A 15491-nucleotide genomic window follows, 5' to 3' on the forward strand; every position below is an offset into this window, starting at 1 on the left:
CCCCTGAAGGTCGTGGCGTCCGCCGTCCAGGCAGAGGCCCGACGCCGATCCGGAAGGAGCGCCTCATGCATCCCATGGCTGTCGCCGGCGCAGCGGCCGGCCGTCTCGCCCACTACGCGGCGTCAGGAGTGGTGGGCGGCCTGATCATCCGGGGTCTCTCCCAGCGGCTGCCGGACGGCACGTCGGCGGCCCGCAAGGCCCTCGTCGGCGGGATCGCGAGCGGTATCGTCGCCGGGCGCTGGCTCTCCTCGGCCGCCGAGGAGGCCCGGCTCAAGGCCGGTGACATGCTCGCGGAGGCGCGGACGAGCCTGGGCGAGGAGGCACCGCCGCCCTCCGCCGTCAAGGTCGAGACCCACGAACACGACCACGGACACGAGCACTGATCATGTCCGAGGTGACCGTCCGCTCGGTCGCCGCCGGCCGGGCCAGGCTGACCGTCCCGTGGCTGCGGGCGCATCCCGGCAGCGCGGGGCTGGTCGACGAGCGGCTGGCCGGTGTCAGCGGCTTCCGCGCGCTGCGCGTCTTCCCCCGCACCGGCAGCGTCATCATCTGGATGACCCCCGACCTCCTCGATGTCGACCGGCTGGTCGGCGCGCTCGAAGAGGCCCCGCCGCCGTCCGCGCCCGCCAAACCGACCCGGTCCGTCCCGGACTCGTCCACCGGCGAGCTGGCGCGGCTCGTCGTGGGCGGCGCCGTGCTGGCGCTGGTGGCGGTGCGCCGACTGCTGGTCAGGCCTCGGTTCCGGTTCGGCTCGTCCGGCGCGGGCGGCGTGCTCACGGTGCTGTTCACGGGGCTGCCGTTCTTCCGGGGCGCGCTGCGCTCGCTGCGCGGCCGCAGTTCACCCGGTACGGACACCCTGGTCTCCGCCGCCACGCTGATCTCGCTCGTGCTGCGCGAGAACGTGGTCGCGCTCACCGTGCTGTGGCTGCTGAACATCGGCGAGTTCCTCCAGACCCTCACCCTGCGCCGCACCCGGCGCGCCATCGAAGAATTGCTGACGATCGGTGAGGAACGCGTCTGGGTCGTACGCGAGGGCGGCGTCGAGGTCGAGGTCGCGCTCGACGAGGTGACGCAGGGCGATGTCGTCGCCGTGTACGAGCACCACCGCGTCCCCGTCGACGGACACGTCCTGTCCGGCGAGGCACTGGTCGACCAGGCGGCCGTCACCGGCGAGGCCCTGCCCGTCTACGCCCGCGAGGGCAGTCACGTCTACGCCGGGACGATCGTCACCTCGGGCTCGCTCACCGTCCGCGCCGACCAGGTCGGGCGGGACACCACGGTCGGCCGGATCATCACCCGCGTCGAGGAGGCCCAGTCCGACCGGGCGCCGATCCAGACGGTGGCCACACGGTTCACCCGCCGCTTCGTGCCCGTCTCCTTCGCGGTGGCGGCCCTGACGTACGCCTTCACCCGGGACGCCCGCCGGGCGATGACCATGCTGCTGATCGCCTGCCCCTGCGCCGCGGGCCTCGCCACGCCCACCGCGATCAGCGCCGCCATCGGCAACGGCGCACGGCGCGGCACCCTCATCAAGGGCGGCACCCACCTGGAGGGCGTCGGCCGTGTCACGGCCGTGGTCTTCGACAAGACCGGCACCCTCACCTTCGGCAAGCCCCTCGTGACGAGCGTGGTGAGCCTCAGCGACCTCTTCACGGCCGACGACGTGCTCCGCCTGGCCGCCTCCGGCGAGCTGCACGCCCGGCACCCGCTGGCACAGGCGATCGTCGCCCACACGGAGCAGCAGCACCTGCACGTACCCATCCACCAGGCGTGCGAGGTCGTCCTCGGGATGGGCATGCGCGCCGAACTGGACGGCACCCGCCTCCTCGTGGGCAGCCCCGCGCTGCTGCGCCAGCACGGCGTCGAGCCGACCGACGAGGCCCAGGGCTGGACCGAGCGGTTGCGGTCCGGCGGCGAGACGGTCATCTGCATCGCCCAGGACGAGAACCTGATCGGCATCCTCGGCGTGTCGGACGCCGTACGCGCGGGAGCGGGCACCGTCATCCGGCAGCTCCGCGACCTCGGCGTGTCCCGGCTGATCCTGCTCACCGGCGACGCCCCCGAGACCGCGCAGGTCGTCGCGGACTCGCTCGGCATCACCGAGGTCCACGCGCACGCCCTGCCCGAGGGCAAGCTCCAGCTGATCCGCGACCTCCGTGCCGAGGGCCACACGGTCGCCATGGTCGGCGACGGCACCAACGACGCCCCCGCACTCGCCCTCGCCGACGTGGGCATCAGCATGGGCGAGCACTCCTCGCACGTCGCCCTGGAGACCGCCGACATCGCCCTGGCGGGCAACGACCTCCGGCAGGTCGCGGCCGTCGTCGAACTCAGCCGTCACACCCTGAGGGTGGTCCGCCAGAACTACGGCCTGGCCATCGGCGTCAATCTGCTGGGCCTCGTCGCGGGCGCCGGCGGCTCCATCAACCCCGTCGCCGCCGCCCTGCTGCACAACACCAGCAGCATCGCCGTCGTCGCCAACTCGGCGCGCCTGGTCAACCACACCCCCCACCTCCCGCACCCGACAGGCGAAGAACCGACAGCGGCACCTCTGGAGGCCCGCCGGGTCCCCTGACCCGGCGCTCTGACGAAGTGGCGGACTGCTGAGGGACCGGGCGAGCCGCTCCGGCACTGACAACGCGTGCCGGCCGGGTCGCCAGAGGCGGGGCAACAGGGGCGAGTGCCACTTTCCGGTGCATTTCATCAGATTCCACGCGTGCAGCACGACTGCCGGGCTACGGTGCGTAGTTCAGGCACTACCAGGGTGTGTCCGGCAGGGGCTGCAAGTGTCGTCGGCGGGCTGACGTTCCCCGCCGTACCGCGTTCGTTCCACACCTTCCACGGAGACCGAGCCCACTCGGAGGGGAAAGCCATGGGAAAGCGGCGAGTGATCACGGGCAGGAGCCAGGAACCACGTCAACGGTTCGCGGAGGAGCTGCGGCGCCTGCGCTTGGAGCGCGGCCACAGCCTGCGCCAACTCGGCGAACGGCTGGGCTGGGACTGGTCCCTGTTCGGAAAGATGGAGAAAGGGGACACGCTGGGTGGCCCGGAGGTGGTCGAGGCGCTCGACCAGCACTACGGGACGCCGGGCCTGTTCGTCACGCTGTGGGAGCTGGCGGCGGGGGACCGCACGCAGTTCAAGGAGCAGTACCGGCGGTACATGGCGCTGGAGGGGGAGGCGGTGAGCCTGTGGCACTTCGCGGTGAGCGTGCTCCCGGGGTTGTTGCAGACGCCGGGGTACGCGCGGGACGTGTTGGTGGTCGGGGGCTACAAGGGCGAGGAGCTGGAGCGGCAGGTGAAGGCCCGGATGGGCCGACGCGATCTGCTGGACGGCGAGGACGCGCCGCCGTTCCGTACGATCCTGTCGGAGGCGGTGTTGCGAACGCCCTTGCGTGATGTCGAGGCGTGGCGAGAGCAACTGGAGTATGTGGTGGAGATGGCGCGCCACCCGAACGTGACCCTGCAGGTGCTGCCGCTTGATGTTGGCCTACATGGACTGGTGAGCAGCGACGTAATGTTCCTGCGCCTGGTGGATGGGCGTACTGTGGCTTACACGGAAAACGCACACCGTGGCGAACTCATCGAGGAGAACACGCTGGTTGAGCGCCTGCAGCGCGCATACGATGCGATGCGCGACCTGGCGCTCTCACCCGCTGAGTCGCGGAAGTTCATCCTTGCCATGTTGGAGGAAGTGCCGTGCGACCCATCGATCTGAGTGCCGTGAACTGGCGCAAGAGCTCCTACAGCAACCCGGACGGTGGTCAGTGCGTCGAGATCTCCGACGACTTCACGACCGTTGTCCCTGTACGCGACAGCAAGACTCCGAACGGCCCCGTACTCGTGTTCCCGGCGGGCGGTTGGGCCGCGTTCGTCGGCGCGGTCAGGGGCGGGCGGTTGGCTCGCTGAGCCGGCCGGCGCGCCTCTCACGTACGCATTGCTGCCCCCGACCACCGGTACCGGTCGGGGGCAGCAATGCGTCAGAAGTCGTTGCGGTTGGCCGTGACGACCTTGCACTCCACCTTCTTGGCGCCTTCGAGCTTCTCCCCGCTCACCAGGATGCCCGCGTCCTTGTCCGTGAAGGTCTGCTTCGGCGCCAGGTTGTCCGCGGTGGACATGAAGTCGCTGACCTTCTTTCCGTCGGCGAGGACCTCGCCCTCCAGGAAGTAGTTGTAGCGGCGGTCGCCGTTGTTGGTGTAGTCGATGTGCAGCGTCAGTTCCTTGCCCAGTTCGCCGGTGACGACGGCGCACTTGGAGACGCGGAAGTCCTTCAGGACCGGGTTGGCGTCCGAGCCCTTGCTGCCGTCCTCGACCTTCGCGGAGTCGAAGGACTTGTCGAGCTCCTTCTGGGTCTCCTTGACCGCCTCGTCGACCGCCTTGAAAAACACGGCGTTCATGACGAAGAACATCACGATCGCGAGAATCGACGTGACCAGGGCGGTGATCGACGGCCCCTTGCCCTTGCCGACCTTCCCCGACTTGGCGAGCCCGATGCCGCCGAAGATCAGGCCGAGGATCGCCAGCGGCCACACGATCACGTTCACGATGGGGATGAAGCTGACGACGATGGCGAGGATGCCGAGGACCAGGCCGGCCGTGGCCAGGCCGTTGCTCTTGGGCGGCTGGGGTGCCGCGAGGTCCGGCTGAACAGGCTGCGGCGGAACGTGAGACAAGGAAGAGCCCCCCCGGGCGATTGTGTGAGTCGGTCTGCGACGGCGTGCCGGTATCGGTTCTCGCCACGCGACCGACGGGCTTGATGACGCCGGGGCAACTTAGATCAGGTGTCGAGCGAGGTGCAAGTTGTTTGTGTGCAGCAACGGACCTTGGAAGGCCGACCGCCCGGTCCGGGCCCCGGGCCCGGTGTGCCTCGTGCCCGGTGATCCGCCCCCCGCGCCGTCCCGGCCCGTGCATCCTGGAGGCCGGTGCGGTGTGGGGTCCTCGCGCGGGGAGCGCGCGGGGCGGGAGGGGGAGCGGTATGCGGAGCGGACGGTCGGTCGGAGTGGCGCTGGTGGACGACCATCCCGTGGTGCTCGCCGGGATCGAGTACTGGTACGCCGCGTCCGGCCACCCCATCACGGTGCTCGCCAAGGGGCAGGACGTGTCCGTCGCGCTGACCGGGCCCGGCGCAGACGCGGACGTCGTCGTGCTCGATCTCCAGCTGTCCGAGGCCGGACCCGCGTACCCGGAGCTGAAGCGACTGGTCGCCCGGCAGCGGCAGGTCATCGTCTACACCATGAAGGACAGTCAGGAGGCGGCACTGACCTGCCTCGACCTGGGGGCCTTCACGTATCTCACCAAGGCCGAGGGGGAACGCCACCTGGTCGCCGCGACGCTGGCGGCGGCCGAGGGCGTGCCGTACACCCCGCCCGCGCTCGCGGGCGCCTTCGGCAGTGACACGCGGCGTGGGCGTCCCGTGCTGGCGCCCCGCGAGGTGGACGTGCTGCTGGAGTGGTTCCAGTCGGAGTCCAAGGCCATGGTCGCGGAGAGCCTGGGCCTTTCCGTACGGACCGTGAACACGTACCTCGACCGGGTCCGGATCAAGTACGCCAACGCCGGGCGGCCCGCGACGACCAAGGCCAACCTCGTCGCGCGAGCCGTTCAGGACGGGCTGGTCTCCCTCGACGAACTCTGAGCGCCGGCCGTACCGCCCGCCGGCGCCGTCGCGCACGCCGCCTCCACCCACAGCCGTCCCTCACCGCTCACGGTCCGCACCCGCACCTCGTCCGTCCCCGTCACCGGGATGCCCGCCGCGGGCCCGTCGACGACCACCCCGACGCGTACGCGCCCGCCGCCGCGCACCACGGTCGCCCTCGCCGTACCGTTCGCCGCCGCCAGCGCGGCCAGCACCGGCTCGATCAGCGCCCGGCGCAGGCCGCGCGGCAGCTCGGCGGGGGCGCCCCGGACGGCGAGCTGCACGCCGACGCCGTTGCGCTCGGCCACGTCGATGCCGGCGCGCAGCTCGTGGACCAGGGGGTCGGCGGCGTAGTCGTTCTCGGCGAACAGCCGCCGCAGCTTGGCCGCCTCCAGCGCGCACCGGCGCCGCACGTCGTCGTCCCGTGGGTCGAGCGACCCCTCGGCCAGCCCCGCGAGCAGCGGGAACACCGTCGCGCTCAGGGCCCGGTAGCGCTCCCGCTGGTCCCGGTGCAGCTGCTCGGCCACCGCCGCCTCCGTGAGCAGCCGCTCCTGTTCGCGCAGCGCCGTGCCCGCCGACCTCGCGCAGTCCCGCAGCAGCCGCGCCCCGACCGCCATGGCCACCTGGAACCCGCACACGGCCACGGCGCTCACCGCCATGCCCGCCGCCTCCTGCCGCGCCGGCACCCCGTCGAGCACCAACAGCACGAACATGGCGGCGAGATGCCCGCCCAGGAACGCCCAGGTGGCCGCGAGCGGCCGGTCCATCAGCAGGACGACACCGAACCAGCCGGCCTCCAGGAACGACCAGTGCCACGTACTGAGGAAGTGGGCGCCCGGCAGTTCGCAGGTCGCGGCCGCCGACGCGAGGAGCGTGCACCCGGCCCCCACGTACGGCCACGGCGACGGCCCGCGTGGGGCGGACCTGCCCTTCCGCCGGCGGGTCGTCTCCAGAGCCGTGCTCACCACCAGGACGGCCAGGACCAGGGTCAGCAGGCCGAACGCGGTGAGCTGCAGCCACGGCCGCCGGTAGTCGGACAGCCGGCTCGACAACGCCGGGAGCGCCAGGCCGACATGTACGGCGGCGAGGATGCCGACTGTGGCGAGCCGCGCACCGCCCCGCAGCCGGTCGGAGATCTGCTCGGTCAGCGGCTCGCGGAGGGGTTCGGGGAGGGGTTCGGGGAGGGGGGCGAGCCCCGGTTCGGTCAGCGGTTCGCGCCGTGCTTCGGGCAGTCGCTCGCGCAGGTGTTCCGGGGCGCGCGGGCGATCCGGCGAGCGTTCACGCACGGGGCCACTCCAGCCGTACCCGCGTGCCCAGACCCGGCCGGGACGTCACCTCGGCGCGGCCGCCGGCCGCACGCATCCGCTCCACGATCGACCGCGACAAGCCGTGTCGGTGCTCAGGGACCGCCGCCACGTCGAAGCCCCGGCCTCGGTCGTCGATCGTCACCACCGTCACGTCACCCCGCCGGGCGACCGTGATCCGCGCCTCGTCCACGCCCGCGTGCCGTGCCACATTGCGCAACGCCTCGCCGCAGCTGTCCCGCAGGGCCACCACGGCCGGCCGCCACAGCGGCACCGGCCCGTCACCGCCGTCGCGCCGCACCTCGGCCCGGACCGGGTGCCGCAGCAGTTCGAGCCTCAGCTCCTCCACCAGATCCGCCTGCCCGGCCGGCTCCTCGCCGCCCGACAGCCGGCGCAGGTCCCTCGCCGACTGCCTCCGCACCACGTCGGGCGGGATCGAGGCGCCGGGCAGGGACGCCATCAGCAGCGTGGCGCACGCCGTGTCGTGCAGCGTCGCCAGGTGCGTCCGCTCCGCCGCCCGCCGCGTCTCGGCCACCCGCGCGGCCCGCCGGGCACGGGCCGCCTCCGCAGCCGCCGCGTCCGCCGCACGGCCGCGCCGGTGCACCACCACGTACAGGCCGCGCGAGAGGGCCGCCTGGACCAGCAGCCAGCCGATGTTGGGCAGCGCCGCCGCCCAGGCGTCCGGCCGTTCCCGGACGACCCCGGCCAGGACGACACCGGCCAGATCGGCGGTGGCCAGGTACACGGCCGCCAGGGCACCGGTGAGCGTCGGGTGGGTCAGCTGGTAGCCGACGGCCACGAAGCTGACGACCACCAGGATCCACGTGCTGCCGTGCGAGGGCTGCGTGGCGGGAACGGTCAGCACCTGGCTGAGACACAGCCCCGTCATGACCGCGAGATCGGCCGCCACCAGCGCGCCCGGGCGTGCGCCCGCCCTCAACCAGGCCAGGTGCAGCAGGCTCCACCCGATCGCGACCGCCGCGACCACACCCGCCACCGCCATGTCCGCCACCGGCATCGCGGGCACCGCGAGCACCGCGCACGAGCACACGATCACCACCCGGAACCGCGGCACGTACCGCCGCAGGAATTCTGCGAACTCCCTTTCCGTGGGCCCCATGAACCGCCGTTCGTCCGCACGACCACCGAAGGCACATCATCCAGGGGACGCCGCTCGCGGAGAAGACGGTTTCCACGCAACGTGTGGGTCGAACGACCGACACCGCACCGCACCCCCGGCCGGTAACGTCCCTCACGCATCGCCGGCCGGGCGAACCGAGCGGAACGCCCGCCGCCGGAGCTGCCCGGACGTGCTTGCCTGTGCGGGGGTGGGCAGGTACGTCCGGCCGCTCACCCTGCGACCACAGGGGCACCCACACCCCCCGGATCACCGCGAGAGAAACGGGGACCGACAGATGACCACACGCACGCTGCGCACCCGCGTCGCGCCGCTCATGCTGACCACGGTGCTGCTCGGCGGCATGGCCATCACGACCGCACAGCCGGCCCAGGCCGCGAAGGCCAAGCCGACGCCGTACTACCTCAAGTTCGACAAGAACCAGAGCGACCCGACCAAGTCGCGGCTGTACCTGATGAAGAAGGGGAGCAAGGGCAAGGCCGACACGAGCGTGGCGAGCTGGCGCGCCGGCTCGGGCAACGGCAGCAAGAACGCGTGCGCCTCGAACGCGGGCTGGCTGCCCAACGGCACGTACGACATCGAGTTCCGCTCGACGTCCTACAACGGCAGCGCGATCAAGGGGTACGTGATCAAGCTGGAGAACAAGTGGTGCGCGGGCAAGAAGACCCAGCGCACCGACCTGTTCATCCACAGCGAGATGCAGAAGAACGGCAAGCAGGGCCCCAAGAAGGGCGCCGACTCGCCCTGGCGCTGGGACGGGGACCGCGACTACAAGTCCCTCGGCTGCATCAAGCTGAAGCCGGCGGACATCAAGAACCTCTTCTCGACGGCCGGTTCGAAGGGCTGGCCGAAGACCCTCAAGGTCGTCAGCTGAGACCGGCCTGACACGGGGGGCGACTCGCGCGACCCACGGGGGAGCACAGCGGGCCGTGCGGGACGAGGGGGCCGTGCCGGAGAGATCCGGCACGGCCCTTCCGCCCGTCCGGCCCTTCCGCCCCTCCGCATGCCGCCTCCATCGGCCGGAGCCAGATGAAGTGACGGATCATCAGAACTTCGCCCGGGCTTGGTACCCGGTTCATGCGGCGCCCCTACGGTCATGGCGGTCCGTAGGCCTACCGAGGAGTGTCGTGAGTACTACCGCACTGACCGCTGCCGCTGCCGCCGCCGCCACGCTGCTGCTCATCACCGGCGCTCCCGCCGCGCAGCCGGTCTCCGTCGCCGCCCGTGCCGAGACGCCCGCCGTGTACGACGACGAGGCGGGCGGCAACGCCGACGCAGATGACCCGGCCGTATGGGTCGACCCCCGGAATCCCGGGCGCAGTCTCGTGATCGGGACGCTCAAGGAAGCCGGGCTCGACGTGTACGGGCTGGACGGCGCACGCGTGCAGCACATCGACGCGCCGGCCGCCCCGGGGGCGGGGGCCGCCGCGGGGCGGTTCAACAACGTCGACGTCGTGTACGGGTTCGAGCTCGGGGGGCGGAAGACCGATCTGGCCGTCGTGAGCGACCGGGGACGGGACCGGGTCCGGGCCTACGCCATCGATCCCGGCGCACTCGCCGCCGGGCGGCCGCCGCTCAGGGACGTCACCGCGCCCGACGTCGCGCCCGTGTTCGCCGCGAACGAGGCCGACGTGGACGAGCAGCGGACCGCGTACGGGCTCACCGCGTTCAGCGACGGCGACGACGCGTACGTGGTCGTGTCGCAGCGGGAGGAGACACGGCTGCGGCTGCTGGAGCTGGAGGACCGGGGCGGGCGCGTCGGGTACAAGGCCGAGGACACGCTCGACCTGCCCGACACCTTCACCCTCCCCGACGGCACCCGCTGGACCCCGTGCGCCGACCCCGGTGAGCGGCCGCAGGTCGAGGGCATGGCCGTCGACCAGGAGAGGCGCGTGCTGTACGCGGCCCAGGAGACCGTCGGGCTGTGGCGCATCGACCTCGACGACGAGGAGTTCGGGAAGCCCCGGCTGGTCGATCGCGTCCGCGAGTACGGGATCCCCTGGTCGTACGAGCCCGATGAGGAGGAGTGCGTGCTCGACCACGCCCATGACCCCGGCTTCGGCGGTACGCGGCTGAGCGCCGACGCGGAAGGTGTCACCGTCTATCACGCCGGGGACGGGGAAGGGTACGTCATCGCCTCCAGCCAGGGCGACGACACCTTCGCCGTGTACGAGCGGGAGGGGCGCAACGCGTACGTCGGGTCCTTCGCCGTCGCCGACGGGGCCTCCGTCGACGGCGTGCAGCACTCCGACGGGTCCACCGTCGTCAACGTGCCCCTCGGACAGGCCTTCCCCCAGGGGCTGCTCGTCACCCACGACGGCGAGGCGACCCCCGCCGACGGCGACCGGGAGGCCACCGACTTCAAGTTCACGGCGTGGCAGGACGTCGCCCGAGCCTTCCCCGAGGAGCTGACCGTCGACACCGGGTCCTTCGACCCGCGCGACCCCGACTGATCCGCCGCTGATCCGCCGACCGATCCGCCGACTGATCCTTTACGGGGCCGGGGGCAGCTCCCGCTCCCGCTCCCGCTCCACCACTATCGCCGTCAGGACGTGGTCCTCGTCGGCGGCCCACCGGCCCGAGAACCCGGTCAGCGGACGGCCCAGCAGCGTGGGGCCCGGGATGAGGATGCGGGCCGTGAACGTGCCGTCCGGGCGCAGGGTCACGGCCGCGTCCTCGAAGTTCAGCCACGTCCGCGCCACCGGGAACCACGCCTTGTACACGGACTCCTTGGCGCTGAACAGGATCCGGTCCCAGGCGATCCCGTCCGACGTCGGCAGCGCCTCCAGGGCCGTCAGGTCCTCCGGGCGGGCGATGGCCTCCAGGACGCCGTCGGGCAGCGGACCGTGCGGCTCCGCGTCGATGCCGAGCGTCGCGACGTCACCGGCCCGCGCCACGACGGCGGCGTGGTAGCCGGCGCAGTGCGTCATGCTGCCGACCACACCGTCCGGCCACGTCGGGGCGCCACGCTCACCGGGCACCAGCGGTACGGGCGGGAGGCCGAGTGCCGCCATGGCGTCCCGGGCGCAGGCCCGGACCGTCGTGAACTCGGCCCGCCGCTTGTGGACCGCCTGCGCGACGGCGGCCAGCTCCTGCGGGAACAGTTCTATGTCGGCCCGCTCGGTGAAGGAGTGGGCCCACCGCACCGTCGGCGGCACGAGCGTCTGCATCATTCGCCGCAGCCTACCCACCGCACCGGCGGCGTGTTCCGCCGATGTCCGTGTGTTCGGGCGGGGCCGTGGGGCAGGATGGGGCGTACCGGCTCAGGGGGAGGGCATCGTGGGGAACGGCAGACTGCTCGCCGTCAGTGATCTGCACGTCGCGCACAAGGAGAACCGTGCCGTCGTGGAGCGGCTGCGGCCCGGGTCGGACGAGGACTGGCTGATCGTCGCCGGTGACGTCGCGGAGAGGTACGCGGACGTCGCCTGGGCGCTGGAGCTGCTGAGCCGGCGGTTCGCCAAGGTCGTCTGGGCGCCCGGCAACCACGAGCTGTGGACGCCCCCCGGCGACCCGGTGGACCTGCGCGGCGAGCAGCGGTACGCGCGCCTCGTCGAGCTGTGCCGCGGCCTCGGCGTCGTCACGCCCGAGGACCCGTACCCGGTGTGGGAGGGGGACGGCGGGCCCGTCACGGTCGCGCCGCTGTTCGTGCTGTACGACTACACGTTCCGCGTGCCCGGCGCCACGACCAAGGAGGAGTCGCTGCGCCGCGCGTACGAGGCGGGGGTGGTGGCCACCGACGAGTACCACCTGCACACCGACCCGTACCCGGGAGCGGACGCCTGGTGCCACGCCCGGGTCGCGGAGACCGAGCGGCGGCTCTCCGCACTCGGACCCGACCGGCGGACCGTCCTCGTCAACCACTTCCCGCTGACCCGCGAGCCGACCCGCGTCCTGCGCTACCCCGACTTCGCCCAGTGGTGCGGCACCGAACTCACCGCCGACTGGCACCTGCGCTTCCACGCCGTCTCCGTCGTCTACGGCCACCTCCACATCCCGCGCGTCATCTGGCGCGACGGCGTCCGCTTCGAGGAGGTCTCCATCGGCTACCCGCGCGAGTGGCGGCCCCGGCCGCCCCGCGAGCCCCTGCGCCAGATCCTTCCGCTCCCACGGGACGAGGGCGGGACGGCGCCGGCCGGTCGGCGTGCCGTCCCGGCGGCCGACTGACCCTCGCTCACGCGGCCGTCCGCTCGCTCCTCAGTGGTGGCGCGTCGGGCGCAGGCGTTCCGGAGGCGACAGCGCGGCCAGGAATTCCACGACCTCGTCGTCCGTCACCTGCTCGAAGTCGTCGTACCAGCGGCCCACCATGCGGAAGTCCTCCGGCTCGGACAGGCAGACCAGGTCGTCGGTCTCCGGGCGCAGCTCGGCGACCGCGTGCCGGTCGCCCACCGGGACGGCCAGCACCAGCCGGGCGGGTTCCTCGTCCCGTATCAGCCGGATCGCCGCGCGGGCCGTCACCCCGGTCGCCAGGCCGTCGTCGACCAGGACGACCGTACGGCCCCGCAGGTCCGGTGCCGGGCGGCGGCCGCGGTAGAGGGCGACGCGGCGGTGCACCTCGTTGCGCTCCCGCGCGACGTCGGCGCCCAGCTCGTCCACCGTGATGCCGAGCATTCGCACCACCTGCTCGTCGTACACCGGCGGCGCATCCCCGGCGATCGCCCCGATGCCGACCTCCGGCTGGCCGGGCAGACCGATCTTCCGCGCCACCAGCACGTCCAGCGGCGCGTCCAGCGCCTTCGCGACCTCCGCCGCGACCGGCACGCCGCCGCGCGGCAGGGCCAGCACCACCGGGTCGAACCACTCCTGCCGGCCCGACAGGTCACGCAGCCGCTCGGCGAGCAGCCGCCCCGCCTGCCGCCGGTCCTCGAACCGGGCCTCGGCCGCACCCTCCATCACAGCCACCTCCTCGTACGCGAGGCTGTCACCGCTCCTCGTCGAAGGCGTCGTCGCCCGGCCGCCGGAACCACGCCCGGGCCGCGCGGGCCACATGGTCCAGCGCGCCCGGCTCCTCGAACAGATGCGTCGCCCCCGGGACCACCTCCACCCGGTGCGGCACGCGGAGCTGCTCCGCGGCCTCCCGGTTCAGCCGCAGCACCTCCGGATCCGCGCCCCCGACGATCAGCAGGACCGGTGCCGAGACCCGCGCCAGAGCGTCACCGGCCAGGTCCGGGCGGCCGCCCCGCGACACCACCGACTGCACCCGTACGGGCCTGTCCGCGGCCGCCCGCAGGGCCGCCGCCGCGCCCGTGCTCGCGCCGAACAGGCCGATGACCAGGCGCTCCGTCGCCGGCTCGGCCGCGAGCCAGTCGATCGCCGCCGTCACCCGCGACGCGAGCAGATCGATGTCGAACCGGTGCTCCGCCGTCAGCAGGTCCCTGTGCTCCTCACGCTCCGTGAGCAGATCCAGCAGCAGTGTCCCCAGCCCCGCCTGCTGCAGCGCCCCGGCCACCGCGCGGTTGCGCGGACTGTGCCGCGAGCTGCCGCTGCCGTGCGCGAACACCACCAGGACCCGCCCCGACGTGGGCAGTGCCAGGTCACCGTGGAGCGCAGAGCCGTCGGCCGCCGGCAGAACGACCTCTTCGAGAATCACGAGAACTCCCTCCTCACCACTCACTCCCCACCGAAACGGGTGCCCCCGTCCGTGGCGGCAAACGTGAGGGGGCGCTCCCACGGGGTACCGGGGACGCGGCAGCGAAGAAACCGTCCTCACGTACGGGAGACGTCATGGATCACGACACGTTCATCGGGCAGGTCCAGCACCGCGCCCACCTGGACAGCAGAGGAGCCGCCGAGACGGCGACGCGCGCCACGCTCGAAACGCTCGCCGAGCGCGTACCCGCCGGCCTCGCGGACAAGCTCGCGGCCCAGCTCCCACGGGAGGTCGGTGAGAACCTGCGCCGGGTGGCCACGGCCCCCGACCAGCCGGCCACCGGGATGCACATGAGCAACCGCGAGTTCTTCGAACGGGTCGCCACCCGCGCCCAGGCCAACACCGCGAAGGCCGCCCACGAGGCGCGCTGCGTCATGGAGGTCGTCAGCGAGGCCACCGGGGGCTCCCTGACGGAGAAGGTCCGCCAGTCCCTGGACCACGACCTGGCCGAGAGCCTCTTCGCGGGCAGCTCCGGCAACAGCTACCCCGGCGCAGGCGGAGCGGCAAGGGGAGGGGGCGGCCGGCGCTGAGCCCCGTCCCCTGAGCGAGGTACGTCTTCGATCACCCCGCCGCGGGCGCGAGCGCGTGGCCCAGACCCGGCGTCTCCGGCAGGTCCACGTACCCGGTCCGCGCCGTGGCCGCGAAGGCCGCCGGGGCCAGCGGGTCCTCCGTCACCAGCAGCGGACCCACCAGGTCCGGCGGCACCGTGGCGTGCGGCAGCGCCGCCGACAGGTGGGCCGCCGCGAGCGTGGCGACGCCCAGCTCCGGCATCGTGCCGATCTTCACCGCCAGGCCGGCGGCCTCCGCGAGCGCCGCGACCTGGCGGGCCCGGTGCAGGCCGCCCACCTTCAGGATCTTGATGTTCAGCACGTCGGCCGCGCCCCGCCGTACGATCTCCAGCGCGTCGTGCGGCGACTGGAGCGACTCGTCCGCCATCACCCGCACCCCGTCCGCCCGGCCGCGCAGGGCCGCGAGCCCGTCCAGGTCCCAGCGGGGCAGCGGCTGCTCGATCACGTCGAGTCCGGCGTCCGCGAGGCGGCCCACCGTGCGCGCCGCGTCCCCGGGCGCGTAGCCCTCGTTGGCGTCCAGCGACAGCTCGACCGACTCGGGAACCGCCTTCCGCACCGCCGTCACCAGCGCCACGTCACGCTCCGGGTCCGTACCGCCCTTCAGCTTGACGTGCGGGAAGCCGAGCCGCGCGTAGCGCGCCGCCTCGTCCGCCGTCTCCTCCAGCGTGCCCAGGCCGACCACCCACGTCGTGGGCACCCGTGCGCCGGTCCTGCCCCCGCCCAGCAGCAGCTGGACCGGCCAGCCGACCGCCCGCGCCGCCAGGTCGTGCAGCGCCAGGTCCAGCGCGGCCTTGGCCAGGTGCTGCCCCCGGATCGCCGCGTCCATCGCGGTGTGCGCGCCCGCGAGGTCGCGCGGGTCGCGGCCGACGAGCGCGGGGCCGACATGCTCGGTGACCGCCGCGGTCAGCCCGGCGAGCGTCTCGCCCGTGTACGCGGTCATGGGCGACGCCTCGCCGAAGCCCCACAGGCCGTCGTCGGTACGGACCTCCACGACCAGGCTGACCAGCTCCGGGCTCGTACCGCTGCTGATGGCGAAGGGGCGGCGGTAGGGGGCGCGGACGACACGGGTACGGAACGAGGCGATCTTCACGGTGCGAGCTCCTGACGTGGTTCGGGGGCTCCGCCCCCGAACCCCCACATTTCAGCCCCTCCGGCGTTTGAGGAGCGGGGGTTCGGGGGCAGAGCCCCCGATTCGGGAAGGGGC

Annotated in this window: 16 protein-coding genes; 9 read left to right on the top strand and 7 right to left on the bottom strand. The window is 72.8% G+C overall.

Features of this window, described 5'->3' with window-relative positions:
- Nucleotides 1-65 precede the first annotated feature (65 nt).
- The 4 genes from HTZ82_RS30020 to HTZ82_RS30035 all read left to right on the top strand — a co-directional run bounded on the left by HTZ82_RS30020 (nt 66) and on the right by HTZ82_RS30035 (nt 3906).
- The gene (locus HTZ82_RS30020; RefSeq protein WP_175412549.1) at nt 66-383 is read left to right on the top strand and encodes a DUF1490 family protein; all 318 of its coding nucleotides are present in this window, start codon (nt 66-68) and stop codon (nt 381-383) included.
- A gap of 2 nt (nt 384-385) precedes the next feature.
- A complete protein-coding gene (locus HTZ82_RS30025) occupies nt 386-2575 on the top strand; it encodes a cation-translocating P-type ATPase (RefSeq protein WP_175412550.1) in 2190 nt (729 codons plus the stop codon).
- Between the two features lie 297 nt (nt 2576-2872).
- The gene (locus tag HTZ82_RS30030; RefSeq protein WP_175412551.1) at nt 2873-3715 is read left to right on the top strand and encodes a DUF5753 domain-containing protein; all 843 of its coding nucleotides are present in this window, start codon (nt 2873-2875) and stop codon (nt 3713-3715) included.
- Nucleotides 3697-3906 carry a DUF397 domain-containing protein gene (locus HTZ82_RS30035; protein WP_175412552.1) on the top strand — a complete coding sequence of 70 codons (210 nt, stop codon included), beginning with the start codon at nt 3697-3699 and terminating at the stop codon, nt 3904-3906. The genes HTZ82_RS30030 and HTZ82_RS30035 overlap by 19 nt, the downstream gene beginning before the upstream one ends.
- Before the next feature lie 71 nt (nt 3907-3977).
- Here the strand turns inward: HTZ82_RS30035 and HTZ82_RS30040 are convergent, their stop codons facing one another.
- Nucleotides 3978-4670, bottom strand: coding sequence for a DUF4190 domain-containing protein (locus HTZ82_RS30040; protein WP_175412553.1), 693 nt, complete (start codon nt 4668-4670; stop codon nt 3978-3980).
- Nucleotides 4671-4972: 302 nt separating this feature from the next.
- Here HTZ82_RS30040 and HTZ82_RS30045 point away from each other — a divergent pair, with 302 nt between their 5' ends.
- Entirely contained in the window at nt 4973-5629 is a 657-nt protein-coding gene (locus HTZ82_RS30045) for a response regulator transcription factor (protein ID WP_175412554.1), read from the top strand.
- Here HTZ82_RS30045 and HTZ82_RS30050 read toward each other — a convergent pair.
- A complete protein-coding gene (locus tag HTZ82_RS30050; protein ID WP_175412555.1) occupies nt 5596-6915 on the bottom strand; it encodes a hypothetical protein in 1320 nt (439 codons plus the stop codon). The genes HTZ82_RS30045 and HTZ82_RS30050 overlap by 34 nt on opposite strands.
- Nucleotides 6908-8053, bottom strand: coding sequence for a sensor histidine kinase (locus tag HTZ82_RS30055; RefSeq protein ID WP_175412556.1), 1146 nt, complete (start codon nt 8051-8053; stop codon nt 6908-6910). Before HTZ82_RS30055 ends, HTZ82_RS30050 begins: the two co-directional genes overlap by 8 nt.
- A gap of 295 nt (nt 8054-8348) precedes the next feature.
- Between HTZ82_RS30055 and HTZ82_RS30060 the strand changes: the two genes are divergently transcribed.
- Both HTZ82_RS30060 and HTZ82_RS30065 read left to right on the top strand, forming a co-directional pair.
- Nucleotides 8349-8945 carry a L,D-transpeptidase gene (locus tag HTZ82_RS30060; RefSeq protein WP_254712213.1) on the top strand — a complete coding sequence of 199 codons (597 nt, stop codon included), beginning with the start codon at nt 8349-8351 and terminating at the stop codon, nt 8943-8945.
- A 253-nt stretch (nt 8946-9198) separates the two neighbouring features.
- A complete protein-coding gene (locus HTZ82_RS30065) occupies nt 9199-10524 on the top strand; it encodes a phytase (RefSeq protein WP_309235779.1) in 1326 nt (441 codons plus the stop codon).
- A 39-nt stretch (nt 10525-10563) separates the two neighbouring features.
- Here the strand turns inward: HTZ82_RS30065 and HTZ82_RS30070 are convergent, their stop codons facing one another.
- A complete protein-coding gene (locus HTZ82_RS30070) occupies nt 10564-11244 on the bottom strand; it encodes a 4'-phosphopantetheinyl transferase (RefSeq protein WP_175412557.1) in 681 nt (226 codons plus the stop codon).
- Nucleotides 11245-11350: 106 nt separating this feature from the next.
- Here HTZ82_RS30070 and HTZ82_RS30075 point away from each other — a divergent pair, with 106 nt between their 5' ends.
- Nucleotides 11351-12235, top strand: a complete 885-nt coding sequence (locus tag HTZ82_RS30075; RefSeq protein WP_309235780.1) for a metallophosphoesterase — start codon at nt 11351-11353, stop codon at nt 12233-12235.
- A 30-nt stretch (nt 12236-12265) separates the two neighbouring features.
- Here HTZ82_RS30075 and HTZ82_RS30080 read toward each other — a convergent pair whose 3' ends face one another.
- Entirely contained in the window at nt 12266-12961 is a 696-nt protein-coding gene (locus HTZ82_RS30080; protein WP_175412564.1) for a phosphoribosyltransferase, read from the bottom strand.
- Nucleotides 12962-12989: 28 nt separating this feature from the next.
- A complete protein-coding gene (locus tag HTZ82_RS30085; protein ID WP_375540878.1) occupies nt 12990-13655 on the bottom strand; it encodes a dienelactone hydrolase family protein in 666 nt (221 codons plus the stop codon).
- 137 nt (nt 13656-13792) lie between these two features.
- Here HTZ82_RS30085 and HTZ82_RS30090 point away from each other — a divergent pair, with 137 nt between their 5' ends.
- Nucleotides 13793-14248: a DUF2267 domain-containing protein gene (locus HTZ82_RS30090; RefSeq protein WP_175412560.1), complete on the top strand. Its 456-nt coding sequence runs from the start codon at nt 13793-13795 to the stop codon at nt 14246-14248.
- A gap of 31 nt (nt 14249-14279) precedes the next feature.
- Here the strand turns inward: HTZ82_RS30090 and HTZ82_RS30095 are convergent, their stop codons facing one another.
- Nucleotides 14280-15377, bottom strand: coding sequence for an enolase C-terminal domain-like protein (locus HTZ82_RS30095; RefSeq protein ID WP_175412561.1), 1098 nt, complete (start codon nt 15375-15377; stop codon nt 14280-14282).
- Between the last annotated feature and the right edge of the window lie 114 nt (nt 15378-15491).

This window comes from Streptomyces sp. TRM64462 (genome assembly GCF_013362995.1).
Lineage (GTDB): Bacteria > Actinomycetota > Actinomycetes > Streptomycetales > Streptomycetaceae > Streptomyces.

Excerpts from the sequence above, each read along its gene's own strand:
- HTZ82_RS30020 (WP_175412549.1), top strand. The coding sequence starts at position 66 with ATGCATCCCATGGCTGTCGCCGGCGCAGCGGCCGGCCGTCTCGCCCAC.
- HTZ82_RS30025 (WP_175412550.1), top strand. The coding sequence starts at position 386 with ATGTCCGAGGTGACCGTCCGCTCGGTCGCCGCCGGCCGGGCCAGGCTG.
- HTZ82_RS30030 (WP_175412551.1), top strand. The coding sequence starts at position 2,873 with ATGGGAAAGCGGCGAGTGATCACGGGCAGGAGCCAGGAACCACGTCAA.
- HTZ82_RS30045 (WP_175412554.1), top strand. The coding sequence starts at position 4,973 with ATGCGGAGCGGACGGTCGGTCGGAGTGGCGCTGGTGGACGACCATCCC.
- HTZ82_RS30055 (WP_175412556.1), bottom strand. The coding sequence starts at position 8,053 with ATGGGGCCCACGGAAAGGGAGTTCGCAGAATTCCTGCGGCGGTACGTG.
- HTZ82_RS30060 (WP_254712213.1), top strand. The coding sequence starts at position 8,349 with ATGACCACACGCACGCTGCGCACCCGCGTCGCGCCGCTCATGCTGACC.
- HTZ82_RS30070 (WP_175412557.1), bottom strand. The coding sequence starts at position 11,244 with ATGATGCAGACGCTCGTGCCGCCGACGGTGCGGTGGGCCCACTCCTTC.
- HTZ82_RS30080 (WP_175412564.1), bottom strand. The coding sequence starts at position 12,961 with ATGGAGGGTGCGGCCGAGGCCCGGTTCGAGGACCGGCGGCAGGCGGGG.
- HTZ82_RS30090 (WP_175412560.1), top strand. The coding sequence starts at position 13,793 with ATGGATCACGACACGTTCATCGGGCAGGTCCAGCACCGCGCCCACCTG.